Source organism: Mesorhizobium sp. (assembly GCF_004962245.1).
Taxonomy (GTDB): Bacteria; Pseudomonadota; Alphaproteobacteria; order Rhizobiales; family Rhizobiaceae; genus Mesorhizobium.
Window position 1 is genome coordinate 12,744 of sequence record NZ_SUHQ01000002.1, and the last position, 24,240, is coordinate 36,983.

Below are 24,240 nucleotides of genomic sequence, written 5' to 3' on the forward strand. Positions count from 1 at the left end.
ATTTTCCGGAGTGATTGGATACTGAGGTCGCGTTCCGTCGCGACCTTTGTTTTAGGGCGGAGGCGCTCTTCGCCCCCGCCCTTGGCCCTGTCAGGCCTCGGTCGTCTTCAGCGCTATGAACGTCATGTTCTTGACGCTCGATGCCGTGCGGTCCCAGTTCGCCGCCAGCGCCAGCTCGGCATCGGTGGCGAATTCGCCGGCGGAGGAGGCGTCGAGGAAGCGGGTGCCGGGCACATGCGGGACAAAGTGCCGGCGGCCGACCATTTCGGTGACGCCGCCGCCATGGCCCTGGCGCGGCTTGCGGTCGAACTCCAGCGGCCCGCCTTCCGTGTTCACCGGCAGCTCGTTCCACAGGATCGCCTTGTTCTTGAACAGAAACGCCGTGTACTCGCCGGCCGACACGGGAATGTCGTCGTCGACCACCGCGCGAAGCCCCATGTAGTACGGGATCAGCGGCCCGCCCTGCTGCGAGGACGGCACGTAGTCGATCAGGTCGGCGAGCTTCAGCGCCTTCATCTGCTTGGAATGCATCCAGATCGTTTTGAAAGAGTCGGCGCGGTCACCCATCAGATAGGCGGCCTCGATGATGTCGGCGTCGACGATGGAGGCGCCGGTGGCGCGCACCAGATCGCCGCCGTCATTGGCGATGTTGTCGGCCAGCACCCCTTTCAGGATGCCGAGCAGCGTCAGCTTGTTGGCGCGCTGCCAGTAGTCGGTCTGGCGGCGCACGATCAGCTTCTGCGGGTCGTCGCCGGCCAGGATCGATGTCAGGTCCGGAATGCCCCACGCCTGGGCGCGGACATTGCGGGCGGCGACCTCGCGGCGCGCGCCGATCTTCTTCATCTCGATCGAGTCGGCCGGATCGTCATTGACCGGCTCGGACGGATCGTTGCCGAGATCTTTCCAGCCGGGCATGTCGACGGAACGCCCGCCCATGGAGAGCTTCGAGGCGATCGACGGGTCGGAAAACAGGATTCCGGCCTGGTAGATCTCGAGCGACTGGACGTGCTCCTCGAACGAGTATTGCGCATAGGCGGAGGGAACGATCGCGTCCGCGATACGGGTATAGGCGTCTGCCATTTTTGTCTTCCTTCAGGTTTGATTGGCGGCTGTTCAAAGAGGGTTGTTGGGCATCCATAGATCGGGGTTTTCACCGGCCTCGCGTGCCAGGCGCCGGGCGCGGGCCGGGTCGCTTTTGACGAGGGCCGAGATATCAGTCAGGTTGCGTTCGCCGGCGGCGTTGCGCTTGAAGGGATTGCCTCCGCTCAAAGCCGCGCCGCCGTCGATCGTGTCTTCGCGGAACATCGCCTCGCCGATGGCGTGGAACGCCTTGGCGATCTGCGGATCGGTCAACGCCCCGTCGGGCAGAAGGATGCCCTTCGCCTTGTAGGCATCGACCAGGCCGAGCTTCTTCATGGCCCGGTTGGCGACTTCCAGTCGCTGGCGGAAACCGTCGCTGTCGGTCGGTCCCCAATCCCTGACGAGGTCGTCGTGGGTCGCCTCGACCGACCGGGCAAGGGCGATCTGCTGCACCTTGGCCTGCTCGGCCATGTAGCCGACGAAGCGGTCGTGATAGGCCTGCGCGACGTTCGGCGTGGCGCCGGCCTCGACCGCCCAGGCCTTGGACGCATTGGCGAGCTCTTCCGAATAGGCGAAGTCTTCGGGGAGCCCGTCGGGGCGCTTGTACTCGACCTTGTCGGGCGATGTGAGCGGACGCATCGCCTCGGGCAGCCGGGCATGGAACCTGTCCCAGTCTTCCCCAGGTGCGTCCGCCGAGGGAACGCGCAGGCTTTCACCCTGCTGCCGTTCCAGCTCCGCATAGGATGTGAAAACCCGATCGAGGCTTTCAGGCTTGGTCCAGCCCTTGGTTTCAGCGAGCTTGCGGTTGCCTTCGGAAAGACCGTCAAACCAGCTTTTTGCAGCCGGCGGGGCGGACCCGTTGTCCCCGTTGGCCTGTGGCCGTGCAAGGTTGCCCGCCGGTGGCGACGCCACCACGGACCCGGCGTCTGCCAGATCTGTCATGAGAAAGATTCCTTCGTGTTGATTGCAAGGGAAAGGCCCTGGCCGGTTTCAGCCAGGCTTATTGTTTTGGATTTGAGGGATCGGCTGGGCGGCGGAATCGTTGCGGCCGGAGCCTGATTCATTTCAATAGAAACATGCTTTATCGTCTTGTTTGACCATGATCTTTCCGAACCGAAGGCCTCGGTCATCAAGACGAAAGAAACCATGTCTCATTTCGTGAGGCGTGGTGCCCCTGTTCCGCCGCAATGCGCCCGCACTTGGCAAGGTATTCGGCCTTTTGGGCTTCAAAGGAGAACCTTTACATGATCAAGAAAGCCATTGCCGCCGCGCTTCTGGCTGCCGTTCTGGCAGGGTGTGCGCAGACCGAAGGGCAGCAGAGAGCCACCACGGGCGCCCTGGTCGGCGGCGCGGGCGGCGCGCTCGTCGGTCAGGCCATAGGCGGCAACACCAAGAGCACGGTTATCGGTGCAGCCAGCGGCGCCCTGCTCGGTGCGGTCGTCGGCAGCGCGACCACACCGCAGCGGCGCGGCGAACAGCTTTGCCGCTACCAGGATCGCAACAGCGGCCGCATCTACACCGCGCCTTGCGACGACCGCTACTACGACGGCAATTATTGAGTTAGCGCCGGCGACGGCCAATCTCCCCCCTCGTGGGGGAGATGTCCGGCAGGACAGAGGGGGGCGCCACGCGCTTCGGGCCTTATCCTACCTCTCCTCCAATCTCGCAGCCTTCTCCAGCGCCGCCAGCTGCGCCTCGTCCAGCGTCAGGAACCCCATAATATGCTGCACCACTTCGGCGCGGGCGTTGCTCAAGGCACTATGCAGTTCGAAGCCGTTCGGTGTTTTCGTCTTGGCCAGCCACTCGCCATAGGACGGGCGGCGGTAATAGCCGGTCGCGGCCGTCAGGTCGGCCAGCACCATCTCGCCGTCCTGGCCGGAGAAGACCCTGAGATAGGCCTTGGTCAGCGCATCCTGCGCCCTGGCCGGACCGCCGGCCTGCCCGGAATGGGCGAAGTGTTTCCGGCTCATGCGCCGGCGCCCGATACAGCCGGACCGCCCGGCATGTCAGCCTGCCCGCCCTGCAACATGCCTTGCAGGCCGTCGAGCAAGCCGCTGTCGCGCGCCTGCACGGCGGCCGGCACGGCGTCCCTGGCGACCTTGCCGGCGGTGGCGATCGCCGCCATGCCGGCCTGCGCAGTTTGAGCCTTGGCGCGTGCGTCGCGGATGCCGGCGACCTCTTGCCTGGGACGAAAAATGCGCTGCGGGCTGCGGCCGGCGCTCTGCACGATCTTCAGCGCCTCGTCGCCGTCGATATTGTCCATCACGCCGGGGTCGAACTGCGCCATCTGCATGGCGGTGGTGACCACCTGGATGGTGTCGCGCGCCTCGGCCGAGCGGCGCAGCACGTCGAGCGGGCCGGTGAAGGTCGGCCGCACCGCCTTGCCGGCAAGGCTCGCCGGCGGCAGGAAGCGGCTGTCCTCCTCGTATAAGCCTTTGTCTTCCAGGATACCGAGCTCGCGGTCGAGGTTAGAGGCAAAGCCGGCCTGGATGATCGAGCCGGACGGCCCGAGCAGCGCGCCCTTCTCTTCTTGCCGGATCAAGGCTTCGGTCGCCGTCATCTGCGGGTTCTGCACCAGCGTCTGGAACAGATTGACGAACATCATGTCGCGGATCTCCTCGGCCCGGCTCTCGGCATAATTGAACGCGTAGGTCGGGTTCTGCCCCGTAGCGATCGGCGCGATCAGCGGCCGGCCATTGTCGTCGATCAGGCCGGGATAATTCTCGCCCGGATTGAGCACCGGCACATAGTCGAGCCGCGCCTTCGACGCGGTCGCCGGATCGGTGATCTGCTGCAGCGCCCGGAGACCCGAGCGGCGCACGGCGTTTTCCTCGCGCACCGTGGTCAGCGCCTCGATGGTCGGCGAGATGCCATAGGGGTCGCCCTCGTAACGGCGCCAGTTGAAGCACGACACCGGGAACGAGCGGAAACCGCTCTCCCGCACGATAACCTCCTCGTCCTCGATGACGTGATAGGAGGCGAACGCCGTGTCGAGATACTGGTAGGTGCCGCCCGACCGGTACATCTTGCGCTCGTCGCGCGGCTGGATGCACTGGATCAGCGCGATCTTCGTCTCGCATTTCGAGGGGTCGTCGACCAGCACCTTGATCCGCGCCGGCAGCTTCTCATAGCCGAGCAGCTGCGCCGCCTGCCGCGCCGTGCGCTCGTAGCGGCGGTGGAAGGTGTCGACCTGGCCCCAGCGGTTGCGCGAGAGATAACCCTCGACCACGGGGATCGAGGCATAGCGGATCAGCGTGCCGCCGAAGCCCTCTTCGGCATAGAGATAGGCCGGGCCGTAGCGCACGACGTTGCGCAGGCAGGCCTGCGTCGCCGGCACGAAGTTCGAATTGGCGGAATAGCGCAGCGCGAACAGGAAATCGCGCAGCGCTTCCGCCCATTCCTTTTCCTCATCGGTCTCCTCGTCGTTCATGGCGGCGGTCGACAGCCCGTGCCATTTTTCCGACTGCGGGATGATCAGGCTTTCCAGCCCGGCGGCCAGCCGGTTGGCGGCCGAGTTGATGGTGTTGGCGTAGACACGGACGCCGCGCCGCTCCTGCCGCTCGGCCTGCGAGGCCGCGCCGGCCTGCCGGCGGCCGCTCCAGATGTCGGGCGCGTCGGGATCGCAGAACTCCGACACGGCCTCCCAGACAGCCTCGTACTGGCTGCGCTCGGTCTCCAGTTCGGCCTGTCGCGACAGGATATCGTGGGCACGGGAATCGCTCGTCATGGCATTCTTTCTTCGGTGGTGTCGCCTGTTCGAAGCCCAGATATTGTCAAGGCCAGGTCGAATTTTGTTCGCTTTTGCAATGTTCAACGGGGTGCGCGGCGGGCCTTAAGGAGATCGATGTGACAATGACGGAAAGCCTGCCCGGTGCCTTGAAGAGACGCAGCAAACAGGCTGTAAAACGGCTGCTCGGCTACGACTCCCGCAACTGGCTGCGCATCAGGCAGATCGAGGCGTTCACTGCGTTTCTTGAAGCGGACGGCCGCAAATCTTCCCCGGTGGTCGAGGTTTCGCCCGGCTGGAACCGCTACTGGAAGACGATGTGCTCCGACTACACGTCGGTCGATTTCCCCGAATTTGACATCTGCAAGGACCGCACCGAGAGGCAATTTGCGATCGTCATCGCCGACCAGGTGCTGGAGCATGTGCAGCGGCCGCTGGCCGCGGCCACGAACATCCACGCCATGACCAGGCCGGGCGGCTGGGCGATGGTGGCGACGCCGTTCCTGTTCAGGGTGCATGCCAGGCCGCACGACTACAACCGTTGGACCCCCGCCGGCCTGAAGCAGTTGCTGGTCGAAGGCGGCTTTCCGGAAGCCGGCATAGAGGTGTTCAGCTGGGGCAACAAAGCCTGCGCAAAAGCCCATATCGGCGGGCCAGTGCGCTCCTACGGCATGTGGCGCGACCTCAGCAACGACGAGGAATATCCGCTGATGGTCTGGGCGTTTGCGCGGAAGGGGTGAGTGCTGATCTCCTCCCTTGAGGGGGAGATGTCGCCGAAGGCGACAGAGGGGGTCGCCGCGCGTAGAGCGTCAACTTGATCTGCCGCAGGAGGCCGCGCCCGGTCGCGCCGACCCCCTCTGGCCTGCCGGCCGTCTCCCCCTCAAGGGGGGAGATTGCGCTCCTCACCCTCGCCGCTTCACCAACCGCGCATGTCGCCGCCAGGTCCACCAGGCGAGCACCCGGTTCCGAAACGTACGTTTCATCGCACCCATATCATCATACCCCCAGCAGCACGCGGCGCTGGCCGGTGAGGTCGCTCGGCGACAGGTCGGTCTTGACCGTGCCGGCGGTACCCTGGCGCTGTTCGAGCTCAGCCCGTAGAGCTGCTTCGCGCGCCTGCACGTCCTTGTCGGCGATGGTCGGTGTCGGCGGCAGCGGCTTCAGCGCCGGCGGCTTTTGAAAAAGGCACATGGTTCCAGCTTTCTCCAAAGTGAGACGTTCTCGTCCAGTCGTAGAGCAAAAAATCTTCGCCGTTCCTGCCATAGCCCGGCAGCAGGCAGCGTTGCGTCGCGCCAAGCCGGGCAAGCCAGCGCAGCGCCAACTCATTGGCGGCGAGCGCCCGCGCCTCGACTCGCCAGGCGCCGCGCGCGGCAACTTGGCGGGCGAGCACGGCGTGGAAGAACTCCGTGATACCAGGCGCGCAGCGCCGCATGCGGCGCGTGCCCCAGCTCCAGGCGATCCACAAGCCGCCGCGCTGCTCGGCGGCGCCAAAGCCGGCCTCCGGATTGCCGTCCAGCTCGGCGACATAGGCAAACCCCTGCAGCGCCGTCTGCGCCAGCAGCGCCGGCGACCACGTGTCGAACTGGCAGTCGATCTCGGCCCGGTCCTCGGGGCGCAGATTGGCGGCGATGTAGCTGAGGTCGCGCAACGTGGCGGGGATGATGCGGACAGAGGAGATCGTGGTATGCGCTTGCCTTCGAGTCACCGAAACGCTCCCAGCGGGTCGCCTGCCCTACCCTCCGCCTCGCCGCCCGAAACTCCGCCGGATCGACCACCGCTTCCCGCATCATCATCACGCCGTAGCGGGTCGCCGCCATCAGATCGTCGCGCAGCTTCACCACTTGGCCGTCCTTGCGGTGATAGAGCCGGAACTCCTCGAACCAGGGCAAAAGCGTCGAAAACACCTTGAAGCGGCCTGATTGCATGCGGTCGAGCATTTCCATCAGCCCGGCCTCGACCGAGACCGAACCGTCGGCGAACTGTGCATGGCGGACAAGCATGTTCAGCCCATGCGCCGCATATTGCCGGGCCAGCGCTACGCCTGCCCCTTCCAGCGTCTCGCGGCGGCCGTCGCGCGGCCACGCCCAGGGCAGCCACTCGCCCCACGGTTTCAGGGTCAGCGCCTGCATGGCGGGAGTCTGCTGCGAGGCGCGGCAGGCCTTTGTGACATAGACGACATCGGCCTCCGTATCCCAGGCGAGCTCGACCGCGGCCGACGGATGGTCCCAACCGAAATCCAGCGCCCCGAGCCTGGGCCAATAGCGCGGCAGGCGGAACGGCTCGCAGGCGATCAGCTCCTCGGCCACCGGAAAGATGCGACCGGAGCCGAGTACCGGAATGCCCTTGGCCCGCGCCTCGCGCTCATGCGCGGGATAGGCGGCGACGATCGCGGCGCGCTGCCCGGGCGTATAATGCCCGGCGTCGTCGATGGTCATGAAGGTGACGTGACGGGTCATGGCATTGCCTTTGGAAAGCTTGGGTTCCTCGCCCCCATTCTTGATGGGGGAGAGGTGGCTCGGCGAAGCCGAGACGGAGAGGGGAATGGCGCAGAGCCAGACGAAGCGAACCCCACCTTGTTAAACTGGCACCTTACGAAGCCCCTCTCCGGCCGCTGCGCGGCCACCTCTCCCCGCTTCGCGAGGGCGAGGAGCCCAAGTCTTGCAAACCTCACCGCCCCATCCCCTCCACCTGCTCCGCCGACAGGAACAGCAGCACCACCTCCGACATGCCGAGCAGCGGCGTGAAGGTGACGATGGTGATGCCGCCCGTCGCATTGGTGCGGGTCAGGCCCTCGGAATAGATGTCGAGCGGCGGTTCCTCGTCGAACCACACGCCGTGCAGCGTTTCGCCCTGCCACTTCTCGCGGCCCTTCTCGTAGCTCTTGAACGACAGCACCGATTCATCGGCCTGGACATCGCCGCCGCCGCCATGGCGCACCACCACGCTGTCCAGCCCATGCGGCGCGCCGCGCCCCATGAGGGTGCTGACGATCGCGTCGGCCGGGATCATGCCGGTGCCCCATGCAGCCGGCTGCTGCGGCGGGCCGATCAGGATGCGCTGCGGATTGTCGCGCGTGCCCTCGGCGGTGATGCCGGCGGCCCAAAACCGCACGGGCGTGTCGAAGACCTTGCCTTGCCACCAGTCCGGATAGCGGCCGGTGAGGTGCATGGCCCATTCGGCACCCCCGGCCCTGGTCTTGCCGAGCTGGTTGCCAGCCATGAACAGCCGCTCGCGATTGGTCGCGCCCGCCGCATGGAACTCGGCCTGCCTGGGGTAAGGCCGGTAGGCGGCAAGCTGGTTAGTGCGCCGCCTCCGGTCCAGTTCCCTGAGCAGGCTCAGATACTCGGTCTTTGCCGTCGAGGCCCGGCTTTGTGAGACGCGGCTTTGCGAGGCCAGGCTTTGTGAGGAATGGCCGCAGGACGGCTTCGAGGCCGCGGATGCGCTGCCTGATTTCGTCATCGCTCAATGCATCCAGATTGTTGATGTTGACATCTTTGGGCAGCACCGACAGCACGATCTTCAGATACTGGTCGGGCTTTTCGGTGCGCACCTCGGCGATGACGCCAGCGCCATGCGCCCGGAAATCGGCGCGGATCGCTTCCAGAAAACCATCGGCCAGCGTCTTTTTCGTCCGCTTTGGCCGGCCGGAGGGCCTGGGTTCCGCCACTTCAGGCGGTTCGTCGTCGAAAATATCCTCGGCCATGCCCTACCCCACCGTCCCGGCGCGCGCCGCGGTCTCGGGCTTCGCCGCTTTCCTGACCACCCGCGCGGATCGCTTGCGCGACTTTGCCCGCTTGCCGGGCTTCGCACGCGCCGACTTCGGCTTGCGCGGCCGGCCTGCCGGTTTCGCCTCGGCAGTCGTGCCGCGCTTTACCGAGCCGGCATCGGGCAGGACTTTGAGGGCCGCCCGGACGATACCCACCGCGCCGGCGCTGACGCCCGCCGAGGAAAAACCGAAGCCGCCAGCCGCATCGACGGGACCGCCCCGCACCATGCCGATTCGCACACCGGCCGCGACCGGTTCGAAATGGCCTGCGCGCGATTGCGGCGGCGCACCCTCGAACTGTCCGATGGCGCTGACGACCTCGCGGCCGTCATCGTCAGTGATGATGGTGGAGTAACGGCTGGACATTGGGGGGTCTCTGGCGAGCGGCGCGCGCTATGGCACGCCTGAAGAAATGTGTTGGCGGAAGGGTCTTTTGACGAGCGGCGGCGGCAAGGGTCGCGTTCCTTCGCGCCGACATCTGATATCGGCGACACAGGCAGCGAACGATCGAAGAGGGCTTGAAACAAAAAACCCGCCTCGGCGGGCGGGTCGTTGGCGCAAATCAGCACCATACCTAAATTAATAGCATAACTGCCGTCACGATGTCAATGGTGAAACGGTCGATTCAAGGAAAAAATTCCTGGATCGAGCGTCTCTCGCGCAAGAATGTCTGCGAAGCGCCCGATCCCCGTACCGCCATGCCGGATCGGAAAAGACCCTCGCGCGTTTGGTGCTTGATGCATGTCGCCAAGCGCGGAACGCGACGTGCTTTAGCCAATGGGAGCAAAGCCATGAACGTCGCCAATCTGCAACTCGAAGGCCTGCTGATGGCCGTCGCATCGATCAACCAGGTCCTGGTCCGCAAGGGCGTGCTCACGGTCGAGGAGATAGACATCGCCTTGCGCAGGGCCGAAGCCAGCGAAACCAGCGAGGAACGGTCCAACGGCATGTCGGCGTCGAGCCGCGATGCCGTCAACTTCCCGATCCGGCTGCTGGAACTGGCCAATCAGTGTCAGCCGGAGGCGGACATGCCGTCGTTCTCGAAGCTGGCGCGCATGGTCGGCCAGATGAAGGAACCCTACAACGACCAGATGTGACTCCCCTCCCCGCATCAAAGGCGGCAGGCCGGGATCAGCTCGCAGACCCAAGCTTCAGCGTCAGCACGCGGCCCGGCCCGTGGACGGCGGCAAACAGCAGCCCGGCCAGGAAGGTGAAATGATCGACGAAGAAGCCGAACTCGGCCTGGTTGCCGGCCCAGTGCGATGGCCCGTGGAAGGCAAAGCCGAGGAACAGCACATAGGCGGCGGCGACAAGAGCGGCCTGCGAGAAGAAGGCGCCGGTCAGGAAGCACAGGACGAGGACGACTTCGAGCAGCGCCGCGCACCAGGCCAGAAACAGCGGGAACGGAAATCCGGCGGCGGCGATGTAGCCCGCGGTGGCGCCCATGCCGGTGAATTTGAAAATCACCGCCATGAGGAAGACGGCCGCGAAGATCAGCCGGCCAATGAGGATTGCCGCGGTCTGCCACAGCGTGTGAACGGTTTCTGACGGCATGATCTCTCTCCCAGATGTTGCGATGGTTCGACCCAAGGACGGTCGACCGGCCACAAGTCCGACACCGGGCTGCTTTTTCTTCCTCGTTTCTCCGCATGGATCTGCCGTCCGGCCCTGTAGTCATCCTCCCGCTGCCGCCAATGCTTTTCAAGCCGAACCGAGTATTGACGGATGGCAGGCCGTCGCCTAGCAAAGAGACAGACCTGTCTCATCACTACGCGTGACAAACCATGACCTCGTCATCCCCGATCGGCTCCGATAAACGCCGGCACGTCGTCGAAACCGCCTATGCGCTGTTCAAGCGCGGCGGCTTTCATGCCACCGGCATCGACCGGATCATCGCCGAGGCGGAGGTCGCCAAGATGACGATGTATCGCCACTTCCCCAGCAAGGACGACCTGATAGTCGGGGTGCTCGACTATCGCGCCCGGCGTTTCGACCGCCAGCTCGACCGGCTCGCCGATGCGGCCGTCACGCCCGAGAAGAAGATCGCGACCATCTTCGACTGGTACGAGCGCTGGTTTCGCAGCGCCGATTTCCACGGCTGCCTGTTCGCGCATGCGCTGGCCGAGTTCGGCAATCCAGAACACCCGGTGTTCAGGGCCGTCGCCGAGCAAAAGAACGGCCTCAGGCGGCGCATGCAGTCCATCCTCGAAGACATGATGCCGCCCGACCGCGCCGCAAGCACGGCGGCGGCGCTACTGATGCTGATCGAAGGGGCAACCCTCGTGGCCCAGATGGGACAGACCGACACCGCCATTCGCGATGCCCGCGAGGCAGCCTTCAGCATCATCGCCGCCCCCAGCGCCATGACCGCGCCATGAGCGCGACGGTCATCGGGCTGGCACTGCTTGCCGCAATCCTGCACGCAAGCTGGAACGCCTTTTTGCGAACAGGGGCCGACAGGCTGAGGACCGTCACCGTGATGAGCTTTTCGAGCACGGTGGTCGCCATTCCGTTGGCGATCTCCAGCGCGTTTCCGGCACCCCACGCCTGGCCCTATGTCGTGCTCTCGGCCTGCCTGCAGGTCGGCTACAGCATGTTTCTGGTGGCTGCCTACAGGAACGGCGAACTGGGCCAGGTCTATCCGATCGTCCGCGGCAGCGTGCCGCTGCTGGTCACACTTGGCGGATTTTTCCTGGCCAACCAGCATCTCGCCATGCCGCAAGTCCTCGGCGTCGCTCTCGTCGCCGGCGGCATTATGAGTCTCGCCTCGGGCAAGGCACGGGCCGCGACCACGTCGATCCTCCATGCGCTGGCGGCGGGCGCGATCATCGCCGCCTATGCGACGGTCGATGCGATCGGCGTTCGCCAGGTGGGAAGCGCCACCGCCTACACCGCGTGGGTCCTGTTGATCTACGGCGCCCTGCTGCCGGCAGCCTTCATTGCCTTCCGCGGCCGGCTCGTCGTCGATCTTCGCTCGGCCGAAACGCTGAAGGCGCTCGGCGGCGGCGTGTTCGCGCTGCTGGCCTACGGCCTCGTGGTCGCCGCTTTCGCGCTAGGGCCGGCCGGTCCGATCACGGCGATCCGGGAGACCAGCGTCATCTTCGCGGCCTTGATCGGTTGGCTATTTCTCGGCGAGGTGCTGACGCCCCGGCGCATCGCCGCCTGCGCCATCGTCGCACTCGGCGCCATCTGCCTAGGCTACCAGCCGTGAGACTCCGGCGGGACGCGAAGCGGCCTACTCCGCCGCGTGGTGACTGATCGAATCCCGCACCGTGCCGTACTCGCTGCCCCAACGGTCGGTCATGTCGCAGCGGACATCCCACAGCTCCGGAAAGAAGCGATGGCGGGCGCCGGCCGCCAGCAGTTCGACCGGACGGCCTTTTAGCGACTTGGAGCCGAGCCCGATCGAGCGATGGATGAGGTAAAGATGGTTGGCGCGGAATTTCTGGAACAGCTCGTCGAATTCGATCAGCGCCTCGGCAACGACATAGCTGTCGCCGTGATCATAGCTGATATCGTAGACATCCTCGACCGAAAGCCCGCGGCCATCGAGATAGGACGCCTTGAAGGCCCGCCATAGATCCGGCGGCATGCGCAAGAGCAGCTTGAAGCCTGGCGATTCCTGGCCGCTGCCATTGCCGAGCTGCAGCCGGATCTGCTGGTATTCCTTGGGCGACATGGTTTCGAGCAGGTCGAGCTGCGCCGTCATCATGCGCATCAGCCGATGCACGCGCCCCATCAGCGTGACGACGCGGTGCGTGTTCTGCTGCTCGAGGAAGTCGACGACGTCGACCAGCGTGTAGGTGATGAGCTTCATCCACAGCTCCTCGACCTGGTGCACGATCTGGAACTGCAGCTCGTCGGCATTGACCATCTCGGCCAGCGGCTTCTGGCAGGCGAGAAGCTTGTCGCATTGCAGGTAGACGCCGTAGTCGCGCATCTCAGGCGTTTCGATGCGGGCGTAATAGTCCGGCTTGTGCATGGCAGCTGCTCCTTTTACCCGGCCCGTCGGCTCAGGGCATCTGTTCGGTCCGAGCCCGCAGTGTAGTCGCTTTCGGCTTGAACATTGTTCCTTTCTGTTATCCAATTGGCATGAGATGAAGGACGAAAGTCCATTTATTGAACGGTTTTGGAGAACGCTTTATGCTGGATACGCTCGACCGGAAGATCGTCTCGGCGCTGGAACGCGACGCGCGAATCTCCTTCGCGGCGCTCGCCGACGAGGTCGGCTTGAGCAAGACGCCGTGCTGGAAGCGGGTCAAGGCGCTGGAGGACGCCGGCATCATCCGCGGCTACTCGACGCGCGTCGACCCGGCGAAACTCGGCTTCGGCATCGAAGCCTTCATTCAGGTGTCGATCGATTTCGAGCTTTCCGAAGCCTTCGAGGCCGCGGTCCAGGCACACCCGCTGATCCGGCGCTGCCACGCCACGACAGGCGAGGCCGACTATCTCCTGCAGATCGTGACGGTCGACATGATGGCGCTGGACAGGATGCTGCGCGTCGAGCTCAGCCGCCTGCCCGGCGTGCGCCGCACGATCACCTCGATGGCCATGCGCGAGATCAAGGGTGACATTTCTTTCGCCAATGCCGTTGGGCATACGCAGAAGACACCGTAGACCGCCGGCAGCGACGGGCTTCGTTCGGTTTAGGATAAGGGGGGATGATTCAAGCTGCGGTTTTGTCGGGCTTGTCTATCCGCCATGCCGGCCTTGGGACCGGAGCGACGCGCTGGTCCTTCCATGATCCGGCATCGGCTCTCCGCTTCGGGCAATCCTCGTAGCCATGGTCGCGCCCGCCGCAATAAGCGCAGCACTTCGCGGGGCTATCGGGGCGAAACATTATCGTCATGCATTGAAATGCGCATGGCGCCCGTTCGGTTGCGTCTGCACCGTCACATTTCGCTTACATTAGCGATTTGGCCGCTGAACCCGAGATTTTAAGGCGTGTAGCCCAGCACCGCCAGAACCGACAGCCCTGCAACCAGGCCGATTGCAATAACAATGCCGAAATGCCGTTCCAGGAATCGGGGCGGCCCCTGCCAATCGTATCGCATAGCCGAAACTCCGCGGCGTAATCTGGGGCAGAGTGTTCGGGCGTCAAGGCTGGCGGCCCCTGACAGGCGGTAGACAGGCAACTGCCATTGTCCATATCGTGGTTCATATCCGAACATGGAAGCGCACCCATGCCCGAGCATCCTTCATCAGGGGGAGAAAGCCATTCCCAGTCCGCTGCGGCACCTGACCCTCGCCTGGCCTTCGTTTATGCGGAGGCGGTGCGTGGCCTCCAACACCAGCAGAATGTGGTGGAGAGCCTCAACACGCGCGCTGGCAATCTGATCTTTGCAACCGCCTTCGTGAGTTCCCTGCTCGGTGGCAGGGCTCTGGCGGAGGGGCTGGGCCTGTGGGGCTGGCTGGCGCTGGCGCTGCTTTTCCTGATCGGGCTGCTGGTCGTGATCATGTTGTGGCCCTACTACGCCTTTACCTTCCGCTTCGATCCGGAGCAGTTGCTCCAGGACTTTGTCGATCAAAACCCTTCGGAAACCATGGATGGGATGCACCGCGCGCTTGCGCTCCGCATTAAAACCGACATGGCCAGCAATTGGCGGATCATTCAACGCCTGCGCGTGTCGCTGCAGCTTGCCCTGTTTCTATTGTTGCTCGAACTTTTGGCGTGGCTGTTCGCGATTGCGCGCGTCTAGGCTCAGGACCCGTTAATCCAGCAGGGCGTCGCAGCCGATGGTGCTCAAGCAGGTAACGGCACAAAGCGGCTTCATGCGTGAAAGAGAAAGTGTTAGACAGCATCCACTTCCTCTACTCCCGCTTCGTCTAATGGTAGGACAGCGCCCTTTGAAGGCGTGAATCGTGGTTCGAGCCCATGAGCGGGAACCAGTAATTTCAAGAGCTTAGCTGATTTTCTCGCTGAACAGTCCAATATCTGGCCTATAATCGCCGAGGTGGGGCGACGGTGCGCGGCGCGATGGCGGCTCGGGGACCTCCGTATAGCCATCAGACGGTCCGGGCCTTTGTAGCGGTTCTGGATGGCGCTACGCGCGATCGGGATCGAAGACCCGCGCTCTTGCCACGTTGCCATTTCAAGGACGTCCTGCGAACATAAGCGAGGTCTCAAACTATGTGAGAGTAGGGAGCGCCGCATTAATGGTTGAGTGTCATTTCGCCCTCTCCTCGCGTGGCCGACATCGTGACTTCATTTCAGGACTGGCAAAATCTTGCGATACTGCTCGGCCCTAAATGGCTTAGGGCCAGCACTGCAATTTGCTTTGATTTGGCCGCTTTTTTCGTTTTGGCGTTCGATATTCGACGCATCCACTATGCAGTCACCACAGCAAAAAGCCGGGACAAATTGGAGCGGAAACAGAGGTCAACCGCCGCATCTCAGACAAATATGAAGAGACCGTCACGTGGTTGCATCCGGAGACGCAGACCAAACCTGTTTCATATGAAAAGCTGTACTCTGAAATTCGAGATCAGCTAGAAATCCATCAGGACATGATCAAGGTTGTTGAAGCAATCAGGATTTGGCCAATCATCGACGCGAAAGTCGGCACCGGACGATCGGTGAAAGCTGCTGGAGTAGCGACCGCGCTATTCCTGTGCGGAATCGTCATGCAGATTTTTTCGCTGTTCCCTGCCTGAACGACTGGCGTCCGCGATCAGGGCCATGGTCTAGCAGATCGGGCCAGTTGTTGTCATTGCAGTGCCCCACCAGGAAAGCCGATGGAATCTGTGTTATCCGATCCTCGTTCAACGGCATGTGCGATTTGTTTCAGCATCGCATGAGCCGCGCCAGCCGACATGACGAGGCGGCACACAATCACGTGTTCGAACTTTCCACGCTCGTAGATCGCTCGCTGCCGGCTGTAAAATATGCACCGGAAATTCCCATCTCCCAAATTTTCCATGTCGGCCATCCCTGAAATGAAGACATCGGGGATGATGGCCGTTTCGACTAAGTCAATGATGGGATCGGTCATGATGCGTCTCCCCAATTGCCCCAATTGCCGGGTTCCAACATCCGGCGTTGCTGACACCTGCAATTTTGCAGGCTAAGGGATCAACTGTCGTTTGATCAACTTGGAGATTGGGGGTAGCCGGCACCTGCAATGGGAGAAGGAGGCGTCTCGGTGTCCTTGTGTCTCTCCTGCAAAGATGCTCCGGTGCGGCTTCGCAGACGTGCTCGATTCCATTGCTACCGAGATGAAGATTGGCCGGTCGGACCTCATTCAGATCGTGCTGCGCGAATGGCTGGAAACCAACGCTATCCGAACGATCGAGAGGAAAGCGAAACGGACGGCAGCGCGTAGCTGCTTCCGTGATCACGGAATTGCTCGAATCGCCATACGCGGTACTATCCAACGGTAGCGGAGTCCCAATCCGTTAGGCCGGTGCCTATCAAGCCCCCCGCCCAAGTGGTGCCGGCCGTCCTTCCTTGCAAGGGCCGGTGACGATCCCGCTTCCGCGGAATACAGCTACCAGTTGACAGTGACTATCTGGGAAAGCTCGGCGATGTCGCCATAGATCCTCGAACCTTTGACGAGAAAACACTTGTCACCGAGGACTTCGAAGAGTGTGCTTGACGAGGTGCAAACCGGCAGGTTCTTCGAATTGGCGTACGTCCCGAGAGTCGCGGTTTCGACCTTACGGTCCGCGGCTTCGACATAGCCGACGCTGATCGCGAGGACAGCGATAGCAATGAGAGTCGTCTTTCTCATATTTAGCCCCTATAGCCAGCGGCTTCCTTGCTCAGCAAACCCTGGTTCCCGCCCTGGGCCTTGCCATGGTGGCGCGGCCGTGCATCAAAGTAGCACCGGCCTATGATGGGCTCCATTTACCGATTGGAGGTAGCAGGCTCATCTATATTAGCAACACCTTGACTAAGGCGCCGGCGTCCTTCCTTGCAGATGCGGGTGAGCACATTCATTATCGCCCCGGTGTTTTCGGAGGAGCAATCCCATGGCGAAACGAGACGAACCCGCCTCGGCGGAACACAGCGAAGCCAAGCTGGCCACAGACCGAACCGGCAAGGATGGTCGGGCGGACTAGAGAACCCTATAACGACCAGATGTGACGGAGGACGACATGGCCGACGACAAATCCAAGACCAAGCAGGATCGCAAGCTGGTTTCCAGCGAGGAGCCTTACGAAGTTGCGGCTTTTGCGAAAAAATACGGCATACCGCCGAGCGAGGCCGCGACCATCATCAAGCGGTACGGGCCTTCGAGGAAGAAGCTCGACGCGCATATGGCGAGCCGCAACGCCTGATCTGCATCCGGCGGCGTCGCGGATCAAAGGAACCTCGCATCCCAAGGGGCCGGTCGGTGCCTTGGCCTGCTTCACAGTGAACCTGTGAAACGTTGCCATGCGGCATGATCCGGACCGTCCGGCCGGTGACCATGCAGCCTGTTTTCGGCTGCTATTGCCATCGACCGGATTCAACGTCAGGTTTCAAGAACGCAACAACTCGTTTACTTCAAGACGCTACCAGTCCGGCGAAGATTCGTTGGGGAGGTCGGATGTCGGACCGTGCATTGCGCTTTGAATGTGTCATGGAGCCAAACGGCCGGTGGATGGTCTGGGACGCCAGCATCGATCTGCCGGCCCAGTTTTCGGCGCTGGCACTGATCGGCCTGTGTCGCAAGGAGGCCGTTTCGCTCTGCAACCTTCTGAATGAGACAGGCTCCGAGACAGGCTCGGCCGATACCCGGCAGAGCCGGGCCTCCTGAACGACGCCCAGCGCGAGCCCGAGGCTGGCGCTTCGAACAAAATCCATCGATCTGTGCAATGGCCGTTTGCCACCCGGTTTCTGCCGGATGCGTGAGCGGCGCCGGGCCTGCACGGCTGCGGGACAAACTTCCCTCACCCCTGGAACGCCGCCATGCGGATGGATCGCGCGCTGTACGACACGCAGATGTCGTTCACCCGGCCCGCTCGCCGTTTGCTTCGAAGGACCGGGATTTCGCCTTGACAAACAAAGATGCTATATTAGCTGACTAATCGATTCACAGTTGGCGAATTGGCATGGCCAAGAAGAAATCAAAACTGGAACCATCCGGCATTTCCGCGGTCTCTGCGGCTGAAGCCTATGAGGCGACCTACTTCGCCCGGAAGTGCGGGCTGACGCGGGATGAAGCGCTGAAGATCATGCGCGAGGCCCAGGGCTGGGTGAGCACGACGATGCCGTCCGGCACCAAGCAGAAGAATTAATCTCACAAAGCAGTGGGCGGCAAGGCATCGGCCAGGAAGCAGCGGATGCTTAAACGCCACGACCCACCGGCTTGCCTGTCCTTGACGGAGTCCTACGCTTGCCGTCCAACCGGCAAAGCCGCCTGCGCGCTCGCCCGCGCCACGATCGCCTCCAGTGGCTCCGGCCGGTGCAGCAGAAACCCCTGACCGAAGGCAACGCCCATATCCCTGAGGACGTCGAGCGCATCCTGCTCCTCGATCTTCTCCGCCACCACAGAGCAGCCGAGGCTTCTGGCGATGCCCGATATGGCCGAGACGATCTCGCGGTCGAAGCGGCTTTGCGCAATATGCTCGATGAAGGAACCGTCGATCTTGATCGCATCGACGGGAAAGCGCCGGAGATATTCGAACGAGCTCATTCCCGCTCCGAAATCGTCGAGGCTGACGCGGCAGCGCCGCTCGCGCGCCTTGCGGACGAACTGTTCGGCAGCAGTGAAATTGGTGACCGCGGCGGTTTCCGTGATCTCGAAGCCGATGCCGGAATGCGGCGCCCCGGTCTCGTCGATGACGGCGTCGACGAAGTCCCAGAGCTGCGGGTCGCTCAGCGTCTGCGCCGACAGGTTGAAGCCAAGCGTGAGCACCCCTGACTTCAGCGCCGGACCGTGAAGTGAGAGCGCCGTCCTGATGATCCAGCGATCGAGCCGCGAGGCTATGCCGAACCGCTCCGCCGCCGGGATGAACTCTCCCGGCGGGATCAGCCGCCCGTTGTGCCCGACCAGCCGCGCCAGGACCTCGACATGGCGGCTGTCTTCCCAGGGCTTTCCGAGCCGATGGATTTCCTGGCCGAACAGTTTCAGCCTGCCGTCTTCCATGGCATCGACGGTGTCGGCCGCCAGCCGCGCCGCATTGAGGCCGCCGGAACCGGATGTTGTCTCGGGGGAGAACACCGCGAAGCGGTTGCGCCCGGCGGCCTTGGCCGCATAGCAGGCATCGTCGGCGCAGGCGAGCGCGTCGGCCACTGTGGTGTTCCGGTCGGCGACATGGGCGATGCCGATACTGGCCGCGAGCTTGCGCGCCACCGCCGAGCCGGGTTCGGCGGTGCGAACCGCCGCGAGAACGGCACCGGCCAGCTTTTCGGCTTGCCGTGCGTCGCAATCGGGCACCAGCAGCGCGAACTCGTCGCCGCCGAGCCGCGCCGCATGCGCCGACGGCGGCAGACAGCTCAAAATGCCCTCGGCGACGCTTTTCAGAGCGAGGTCGCCGGCGGCGTGGCCGGCGAAATCGTTCAGGGCCTTGAAGTAGTCGAGATCGACGTAGAAGACCGCGAGCGGGCGTGCCGTTGCGATATGCTCGGCCAGCAGCCGGTCGAATGCGGCGCGGTTCAAAAGGCCGGTCAGCGCGTCGTAATGGGCCGCGTGGGCAAGTTCCTGCTCGCGCTGTTTCGCCTCGGTGATGTCGCGCACCGTGCCCAGGATCTGGCCTGACGATTGAGCGTCGGCGATGAAGCGCAGCAGCGATTCGACATGCCGGACTTCGCCGTCCCGCTTGACGATCCGGTATTGCACGGCGACGACCTTTTGCGTTTGCAACGGCGCCATGTGGGCCCGCTCGGCATCGGCCTTGTCGTCCGGATGCAGATAGCTGTGCCAGAGGTCGTGCGGCACCTCGTCGGTGTCGGCGACAAACCCGAAGATCTCCCTGGTGCGCTCGTCCCAGTAGCTTTTGCGTGTCGCCAGATCGTGATGCCAGATGCCGGTGCCGCTGGCCGCCAATGCCAGGCGAAAGCGCGCATTCACCTGTTCGAGCTCGTGTTCGGCTTGCTTCTGCTTGGTAATGTCGGTCTGGACGCCCATCAGCCGGATGGGCTTGCCTTCCGTGTCGCGTTCGACCACCCCGCCGCGATCGAGAACCCATACCCAATGGCCGGATTTGTGCTTCAGCCTGAGCTCGGTCTCGATGAAAGCGGTCTGGCCGGCAATATGGCGTTCGCCGCTGGCCACCGCCCGCTCGCGATCGTCGGGATGCGTCAGCTGCAGCCAGAGATCGCTTGTCTTGACAAGCTCGCCCTCGCCATAGCCCAGCATTTGCGACCACATTGCCGAGTAAAAACAGTCTCCGCTGCGCAGATCCCAGTCCCAGACGCCAAGATGCGCGCGTTCGAGCGCAAGCTCCCAGAATTCCCCGTTGCGATTCTGCTTGTCGGCCATGCCCTGGACTTCGCCCGCTCCGTCGCAGCCAATGTGCGGCAAAAGCAAAGAAGAAACCGTTACCGCAGGGATCGCGAAATCAACCGGGCGGAATCGCAGGTCTCATCCCTTCCGAATGGACCGGTCAAGCTGGGCCTGGAGGTGTCGACGCGGCGAGGCTCGGTCTGACGGTTGGTTTGATCAGGGTGGCTTTGCGCCACATATGGGCGTTCATTTCCCAACCCCGAGGTGCTTCTGCCGCTTGGGTCAGTTGTTCACCGCCTCGGCCACTTGCAGGAAGGCGAAGGGAGGATAGCGGCCCAGCTTTTTGGCGACCTCCATGTTCACGACATAGGCGAAGTCGGTTGCCCGCAGGATCGGAAGGTCGCCGGGGGTCGCCCCGTCGCGCAGGATCTTGAGCGCTTGTTCCGCCGCGAGACGGCCGACATTTTCCATCCGGGCCGCAATGGAAAGCATCGCGTGATGCTCGCGCACCAGCGGCTCGTACGGGCTCACAACGGCGATGCCGTTGTCGACCGCCGTCTTCGTGAACAACTCGCCATTGGTGTTCAGGAACGAGCTCGATCCGACATAAAGCCACCGGACTCCTTCCTCGCGCAGCTCGGCCATGCGCTCGGCAATCCGGGCGACATCCGGCACGCCGTCATTGCCGGGGTCGATTTCGAGCGCGACAAGCTTGACGCCGAGCGTCGGCGCAATTTTCTTGAGTTCTTCTGCCGTGATCGCCGAATTGCGTTCGTTGGAGTTGTAGAGCAGGCCGAGCTTGTCGAACGTCGGATCGTACTGGCGGACGATCTCGATGTTGATCGCTTCCGGCACCCGGTTGAAGGTGCCGGCGACATTGGCGCGTCCGCTGCCTTCGAAGCCCTTGGCGATGTGCGTGCCGAAGGGGTCGGCAACTTTGACGAAGACGACGGGAATCTCGGTGAGATATGCAGAATTTCCCACATCGTCCAGCGTGCCGATGACGCCAAGCGTCCCGTTCGTGCCATAGGTGAGCACCAGATCGGCCGGCATAGCCCGCGCCTGGGCGATTGCGGTGGGGATGCGCGACTTGTCCTGTGCCAGATCGATGATCGTCACGTCTGCGGCGAAGCCGCTCTCTTTGATCGCCGCCTTGAACCCTTCGCAGACATTTTCGCACCCTTCGTAGAAGACGCCCAATATTTGCTTTCTGTCGGCCGCATGAGCCAGGGTGGTCAGCACAACACATACGGCCAACGGGAGGAGGCCGCGTACGATCGATCTCATGACGATTCCCCCGTGATGCGCCCGAGGCGCTGGCCGCCAGTCTAACTCTGCCTGGCCCCGGCAGGCAACTTCCAGCTAATTTAATGCCAACTAATTCACGGCGCCGGCTGCCGGGCCCTGGGCCGCTCGCTTGCCCAGCACCGACAGCCCGAACAGCACGGCGCCTCCAAGCGCGAGCGCCGCCACGACGGCCGTCGCTACAGCATAGCCATAGAGGCCCGCGACAGCAGCGACCAACAGGAGGCCGGCGATGCTGGCGAACCGCTCGATCGTTCGCAATGCCCCCAGAACCGGATCGGCCCCCAGATGCTTCAGCTCTGTTTCCGCGATCGACATCGAGAGCGAAACCTGCGCTCCCCGAACCATGCCGCTGCCGATTCCTGAGCCCAGCACCGCAAGGAAGATGGTGATCTGGCTCGGCCAGACGGCGGCCGTCAGCAGCGAGATGCCGCAGAGAATTCCCCCGGACAGGGCTACGGCCGTTACCGGAATTCCCCGCTCCGCCGCGCGCCCCGCAAGCGGGCCGACCAGGGCGATGGCGAGGAAGTAGACCATCAGCGTGCGTCCGATATCCGCCGGCGAGGCACCAAGGGAATCAAGCGTCAAAGCCACGAGATAGGAAATGAAGGCCTGCAGGCAGACGTTGCCGGGGATGGCGATGCCGAACACCAGCGCGGCGAAATGCCAATTGCGCAACGAGGCAAGCAGCGGCGGTCGAGCCGCCTTGACACGCGTGCCGTCTCCCCGGTTCGCGGTATTGGCGACCAACGAGAAGATCAGAAGCGCGGAGATCAGGACAAAGGTGGCGCTAAGAAGAAAGACATTGGACTGGCCCAGTCTGTCTGCCAGCACACCACCCAGAGCCGTGCCGCAGAATATTCCTCCAAACAACACCGTTGAGAACATTCCGAGCGACCGGTCACGCTCGTCGCGCGGCGTGTTGTCGATGACGTAATCCTGGCAGGCGAGCGTCACCAAAGCATAGCCCACCCCAAGGATCGTGCGGGATGCGACGATCTCGGGCACGCTGCTTGCTAAATAGAGCCAAAGATGAGCGGCAATTGTCGGTGCCGCTGCCAGGATCAGCAGTCTTCGCGGCCCAAGCCAGCGGGCAAGCGGCCGTGCAAACGGCGATACCAGCACGATTGCAAGCAAGTATCCGGCAAGCGGCAGGCTGATCAGCACGGTCTCGGAAAGCCACGGAAAGGGATTGTGCGCCGCCCTCGTGTAAAGCGGCATGAAGGAAAGCGGCAGCTCGTCGGCGGCCGCGAACAGAAACAGCGCCAGCCGCAGATCGGTGAAATAGGAAAAGCGCAGGGTCGTCGGCCCGTTCAGCGAAAGACCGTAGCGCGCCTGCAATGTGGCGAGCCTGGCTCCCCTCGCTTGAGAACCGTCGATGCCTTGCCATGCCGCGGCGAATTGTGCGCTGAGGCCTTCGGTGCGCTCGACCAGGATCTGGGCGGCGCGGTCGATGGCGGTGCGGGCGCCCACCACCACTCGCTTGGAGAAGTCTCCGGCCGCCTGCATCGCCGCCAGCCGCTGCAGCCGGTCGAGAGCGGCCGTCAGCGAGCGACTGCTCATCAGCACCATGATTTCGAAAGCGATAAGTACGGCCACCACCACGACGACGCCCATATCGAGAAAGACGTCGAGGAACTTCTTGGAGATGAAGGCGGGGTCGACGTCGATCACCACATAGGCGATCTCCTCGCCATTGTGCATGATCGGATGGCTGCGTACGCCTTTGCGCTCGCGCGGCGGTGCGAGGTAAGGGTCTATCCGTTCGCCGACTTCCAGCACCACCCGACCTGTCGCCACTGCAACGTATGCGATCTCGGGCAATTGCTTGAGCATATCAGCGAAAAAACTCTCGGCGCTGACGAGACTGTCCAATGGCACACCCGTCGCCAAGGCGCGCTGGACGTCTTCGCCGACGACCGTGGCAATCAGGTTTGTGCGGGCCGACAGCTCAGGTTCAATGGAGCGATTGACGTTGCCAAGTGTGATGATGCCCAAAATCAGGGCGGAACTCACCATCAGCACCGCCGCCAGCGGAGCCAGGCGCGATGCGATCTGCCGGGCGAGTGAGCGCGAGGGGTTGGACGCAACCTCGGTCTCGGGAGCCGGACTGGCCGCAACGACGGCGTCGCTCTCGGCTTGCCCGTCCTCTGCAGCCGGTGACTTGAAGGCGCTGAGTTCCCGGTTGGCCTCATCATATTGCCGTCTGGCGTCTGCCAGATTTGCGTCAAGTTGCCGGATTTGGGGGCCGAAGAGGTCGCGCCAGAACGCGCCGGAACCACTCGTCTTCAAGTTGCCATTGGCGCCGATCTCCGCATCGGGTTCGCCGCGGGCAACGCCCTCCAGGCGGGCAAGCCGGCGCTGAGGGGTTCCGAGAAGCAGGCTTAACAAAACGTAGGATAGCGCCGAGAACGCAGCCCAGATCACAAGGGCGTTCCGGACGACCTTACGCATAATGGCCTGTGAAGCCGCTTCGAGCCGGTCTTTCGGGTAGGCAACAAGCACGGCCCCGCTGGTGGCGCCGTCACGGCCCACGACGTTGAACCCGCTATAGATTTGCTCGCCGGTCTCGGTGCTCCATTTGACGTCCTTCGATAACTGCATCGCTTGCAGCACCTCGCGCGGAACCTCCTTTGACCGTGATGCATCGGTTGAATAGACGATGATCCCCGACGGATTAATCGCATGGACGGCGTTGACCTCCGCATCGGTCTCCAGCGCCCGCGCGACGATCGCGTCGCCGTTGCGGATCATCGAAATCGGCAAGCCGAGGTCGATGATCGGCTTGAACGACGTTGCGGTCGTCTGGGCGATGACGGAAATGCGCTGGCGCAGAAGGTCGGAAAGCACAGCATTGTGCTGGAGAACCGAAAGCAGTCCCACAACCGCCTGCAGCAGGGCGATGACCACCGAGAAGGTTATCCAACTTCGCAGAAGCACTGCAGCCCCTCCCACACAAGCGGCGCGTATCAACACTATGTTGAGCGGGA

The 24,240-nt window shown here is 63.2% G+C and carries 26 protein-coding genes, 1 tRNA gene and 2 pseudogenes; 12 read left to right on the forward strand and 17 right to left on the reverse strand.

The window, feature by feature from the left end:
- Window positions 1–90: 90 nt before the first annotated feature.
- The 3 genes from E5X88_RS01920 to E5X88_RS01930 are packed head-to-tail and all read right to left on the reverse strand — an operon-like array spanning window position 91 to window position 2,228.
- Window positions 91–1,080: a Coat protein gene (locus E5X88_RS01920; RefSeq protein WP_292157713.1), complete on the reverse strand. Its 990-nt coding sequence runs from the start codon at window positions 1,078–1,080 to the stop codon at window positions 91–93.
- A gap of 33 nt (window positions 1,081–1,113) precedes the next feature.
- The gene (locus E5X88_RS01925; protein ID WP_292157715.1) at window positions 1,114–2,022 is read right to left on the reverse strand and encodes a hypothetical protein; all 909 of its coding nucleotides are present in this window, start codon (window positions 2,020–2,022) and stop codon (window positions 1,114–1,116) included.
- Window positions 2,019–2,228: a hypothetical protein gene (locus E5X88_RS01930; RefSeq protein WP_292157717.1), complete on the reverse strand. Its 210-nt coding sequence runs from the start codon at window positions 2,226–2,228 to the stop codon at window positions 2,019–2,021. Before E5X88_RS01930 ends, E5X88_RS01925 begins: the two co-directional genes overlap by 4 nt.
- A 96-nt stretch (window positions 2,229–2,324) precedes the next feature.
- Between E5X88_RS01930 and E5X88_RS01935 the strand changes: the two genes are divergently transcribed.
- Entirely contained in the window at window positions 2,325–2,639 is a 315-nt protein-coding gene (locus E5X88_RS01935; RefSeq protein ID WP_292157719.1) for a YMGG-like glycine zipper-containing protein, read from the forward strand.
- A gap of 87 nt (window positions 2,640–2,726) precedes the next feature.
- Here E5X88_RS01935 and E5X88_RS01940 read toward each other — a convergent pair whose 3' ends face one another.
- Together E5X88_RS01940 and E5X88_RS01945 are read right to left on the reverse strand one after the other, a co-directional pair.
- Window positions 2,727–3,050, reverse strand: a complete 324-nt coding sequence (locus E5X88_RS01940; protein ID WP_292157721.1) for a hypothetical protein — start codon at window positions 3,048–3,050, stop codon at window positions 2,727–2,729.
- Complete coding sequence (locus E5X88_RS01945) at window positions 3,047–4,807, reverse strand: portal protein (protein WP_292157724.1); 1,761 nt, start codon at window positions 4,805–4,807, stop codon at window positions 3,047–3,049. The genes E5X88_RS01940 and E5X88_RS01945 overlap by 4 nt, the downstream gene beginning before the upstream one ends.
- A gap of 125 nt (window positions 4,808–4,932) precedes the next feature.
- On the opposite strand from E5X88_RS01945, the gene E5X88_RS01950 reads away from it, so the two are divergent.
- Window positions 4,933–5,547 carry a methyltransferase domain-containing protein gene (locus tag E5X88_RS01950; RefSeq protein WP_292158315.1) on the forward strand — a complete coding sequence of 205 codons (615 nt, stop codon included), beginning with the start codon at window positions 4,933–4,935 and terminating at the stop codon, window positions 5,545–5,547.
- A 256-nt stretch (window positions 5,548–5,803) separates the two neighbouring features.
- Here the strand turns inward: E5X88_RS01950 and E5X88_RS01955 are convergent, their stop codons facing one another.
- The 5 genes and pseudogenes from E5X88_RS01955 to E5X88_RS01975 form a co-directional block, all read right to left on the reverse strand.
- The gene (locus tag E5X88_RS01955) at window positions 5,804–5,998 is read right to left on the reverse strand and encodes a hypothetical protein (protein ID WP_287178423.1); all 195 of its coding nucleotides are present in this window, start codon (window positions 5,996–5,998) and stop codon (window positions 5,804–5,806) included.
- A 584-nt stretch (window positions 5,999–6,582) separates the two neighbouring features.
- Window positions 6,583–7,242, reverse strand: a pseudogene (locus tag E5X88_RS01960) (terminase family protein); the annotation flags it as partial.
- A gap of 265 nt (window positions 7,243–7,507) precedes the next feature.
- Window positions 7,508–8,203: pseudogene (locus E5X88_RS01965) on the reverse strand (terminase family protein); the annotation flags it as partial.
- Entirely contained in the window at window positions 8,106–8,510 is a 405-nt protein-coding gene (locus E5X88_RS01970; protein WP_292157728.1) for a hypothetical protein, read from the reverse strand. The gene E5X88_RS01970 and the pseudogene E5X88_RS01965, both read right to left, overlap by 98 nt.
- Window positions 8,511–8,513: 3 nt before the next feature.
- A complete protein-coding gene (locus E5X88_RS01975) occupies window positions 8,514–8,939 on the reverse strand; it encodes a hypothetical protein (RefSeq protein ID WP_292157730.1) in 426 nt (141 codons plus the stop codon).
- 425 nt (window positions 8,940–9,364) lie between these two features.
- Here E5X88_RS01975 and E5X88_RS01980 point away from each other — a divergent pair, with 425 nt between their 5' ends.
- Window positions 9,365–9,670: a hypothetical protein gene (locus E5X88_RS01980; RefSeq protein ID WP_292157732.1), complete on the forward strand. Its 306-nt coding sequence runs from the start codon at window positions 9,365–9,367 to the stop codon at window positions 9,668–9,670.
- A 34-nt stretch (window positions 9,671–9,704) separates the two neighbouring features.
- On the opposite strand, the gene E5X88_RS01985 is transcribed toward E5X88_RS01980, so the two are convergent.
- Complete coding sequence (locus E5X88_RS01985) at window positions 9,705–10,127, reverse strand: DoxX family protein (protein ID WP_292157734.1); 423 nt, start codon at window positions 10,125–10,127, stop codon at window positions 9,705–9,707.
- A 230-nt stretch (window positions 10,128–10,357) separates the two neighbouring features.
- Here E5X88_RS01985 and E5X88_RS01990 point away from each other — a divergent pair, with 230 nt between their 5' ends.
- Both E5X88_RS01990 and E5X88_RS01995 read left to right on the forward strand, forming a co-directional pair.
- Window positions 10,358–10,951: a TetR/AcrR family transcriptional regulator gene (locus tag E5X88_RS01990; protein WP_292157736.1), complete on the forward strand. Its 594-nt coding sequence runs from the start codon at window positions 10,358–10,360 to the stop codon at window positions 10,949–10,951.
- Window positions 10,948–11,784, forward strand: coding sequence for a DMT family transporter (locus E5X88_RS01995; protein WP_292157738.1), 837 nt, complete (start codon window positions 10,948–10,950; stop codon window positions 11,782–11,784). Before E5X88_RS01990 ends, E5X88_RS01995 begins: the two co-directional genes overlap by 4 nt.
- Window positions 11,785–11,808: 24 nt before the next feature.
- On the opposite strand, the gene E5X88_RS02000 is transcribed toward E5X88_RS01995, so the two are convergent.
- Window positions 11,809–12,555, reverse strand: a complete 747-nt coding sequence (locus tag E5X88_RS02000) for a tryptophan 2,3-dioxygenase family protein (protein ID WP_292157740.1) — start codon at window positions 12,553–12,555, stop codon at window positions 11,809–11,811.
- 161 nt (window positions 12,556–12,716) lie between these two features.
- Between E5X88_RS02000 and E5X88_RS02005 the strand changes: the two genes are divergently transcribed.
- The 4 genes from E5X88_RS02005 to E5X88_RS02020 all read left to right on the forward strand — a co-directional run bounded on the left by E5X88_RS02005 (window position 12,717) and on the right by E5X88_RS02020 (window position 15,227).
- Window positions 12,717–13,190 carry an Lrp/AsnC family transcriptional regulator gene (locus tag E5X88_RS02005; RefSeq protein WP_292157742.1) on the forward strand — a complete coding sequence of 158 codons (474 nt, stop codon included), beginning with the start codon at window positions 12,717–12,719 and terminating at the stop codon, window positions 13,188–13,190.
- A gap of 566 nt (window positions 13,191–13,756) precedes the next feature.
- Entirely contained in the window at window positions 13,757–14,272 is a 516-nt protein-coding gene (locus E5X88_RS02010) for a hypothetical protein (protein ID WP_292157744.1), read from the forward strand.
- Between the two features lie 116 nt (window positions 14,273–14,388).
- Window positions 14,389–14,462, forward strand: a tRNA-Gln gene (locus E5X88_RS02015).
- A 534-nt stretch (window positions 14,463–14,996) separates the two neighbouring features.
- Window positions 14,997–15,227 carry a hypothetical protein gene (locus E5X88_RS02020; protein WP_292157746.1) on the forward strand — a complete coding sequence of 77 codons (231 nt, stop codon included), beginning with the start codon at window positions 14,997–14,999 and terminating at the stop codon, window positions 15,225–15,227.
- Window positions 15,228–15,280: 53 nt separating this feature from the next.
- On the opposite strand, the gene E5X88_RS02025 is transcribed toward E5X88_RS02020, so the two are convergent.
- Window positions 15,281–15,565 carry a hypothetical protein gene (locus E5X88_RS02025; protein WP_077384049.1) on the reverse strand — a complete coding sequence of 95 codons (285 nt, stop codon included), beginning with the start codon at window positions 15,563–15,565 and terminating at the stop codon, window positions 15,281–15,283.
- Window positions 15,566–16,060: 495 nt separating this feature from the next.
- The gene (locus tag E5X88_RS02030) at window positions 16,061–16,303 is read right to left on the reverse strand and encodes a hypothetical protein (RefSeq protein WP_292157749.1); all 243 of its coding nucleotides are present in this window, start codon (window positions 16,301–16,303) and stop codon (window positions 16,061–16,063) included.
- A gap of 367 nt (window positions 16,304–16,670) precedes the next feature.
- On the opposite strand from E5X88_RS02030, the gene E5X88_RS02035 reads away from it, so the two are divergent.
- From E5X88_RS02035 to E5X88_RS02045, 3 genes are all read left to right on the forward strand, one after another.
- On the forward strand, window positions 16,671–16,853 hold the full coding sequence (locus tag E5X88_RS02035; protein WP_126043107.1) for a DUF3606 domain-containing protein: 183 nt from the start codon (window positions 16,671–16,673) through the stop codon (window positions 16,851–16,853).
- 251 nt (window positions 16,854–17,104) lie between these two features.
- Window positions 17,105–17,314, forward strand: coding sequence for a hypothetical protein (locus E5X88_RS02040; RefSeq protein WP_292157755.1), 210 nt, complete (start codon window positions 17,105–17,107; stop codon window positions 17,312–17,314).
- 295 nt (window positions 17,315–17,609) lie between these two features.
- Entirely contained in the window at window positions 17,610–17,795 is a 186-nt protein-coding gene (locus tag E5X88_RS02045; RefSeq protein ID WP_292157757.1) for a hypothetical protein, read from the forward strand.
- Between the two features lie 92 nt (window positions 17,796–17,887).
- Here E5X88_RS02045 and E5X88_RS02050 read toward each other — a convergent pair whose 3' ends face one another.
- The 3 genes from E5X88_RS02050 to E5X88_RS02060 all read right to left on the reverse strand — a co-directional run bounded on the left by E5X88_RS02050 (window position 17,888) and on the right by E5X88_RS02060 (window position 24,190).
- Window positions 17,888–19,981 (reverse strand): EAL domain-containing protein, encoded by a 2,094-nt coding sequence (locus E5X88_RS02050; protein WP_292157759.1) that lies wholly within the window; start codon window positions 19,979–19,981, stop codon window positions 17,888–17,890.
- 246 nt (window positions 19,982–20,227) lie between these two features.
- Window positions 20,228–21,232: an ABC transporter substrate-binding protein gene (locus E5X88_RS02055; RefSeq protein WP_292157761.1), complete on the reverse strand. Its 1,005-nt coding sequence runs from the start codon at window positions 21,230–21,232 to the stop codon at window positions 20,228–20,230.
- Window positions 21,233–21,322: 90 nt separating this feature from the next.
- Window positions 21,323–24,190: an MFS transporter gene (locus E5X88_RS02060; RefSeq protein WP_292157763.1), complete on the reverse strand. Its 2,868-nt coding sequence runs from the start codon at window positions 24,188–24,190 to the stop codon at window positions 21,323–21,325.
- Window positions 24,191–24,240 lie beyond the last annotated feature (50 nt).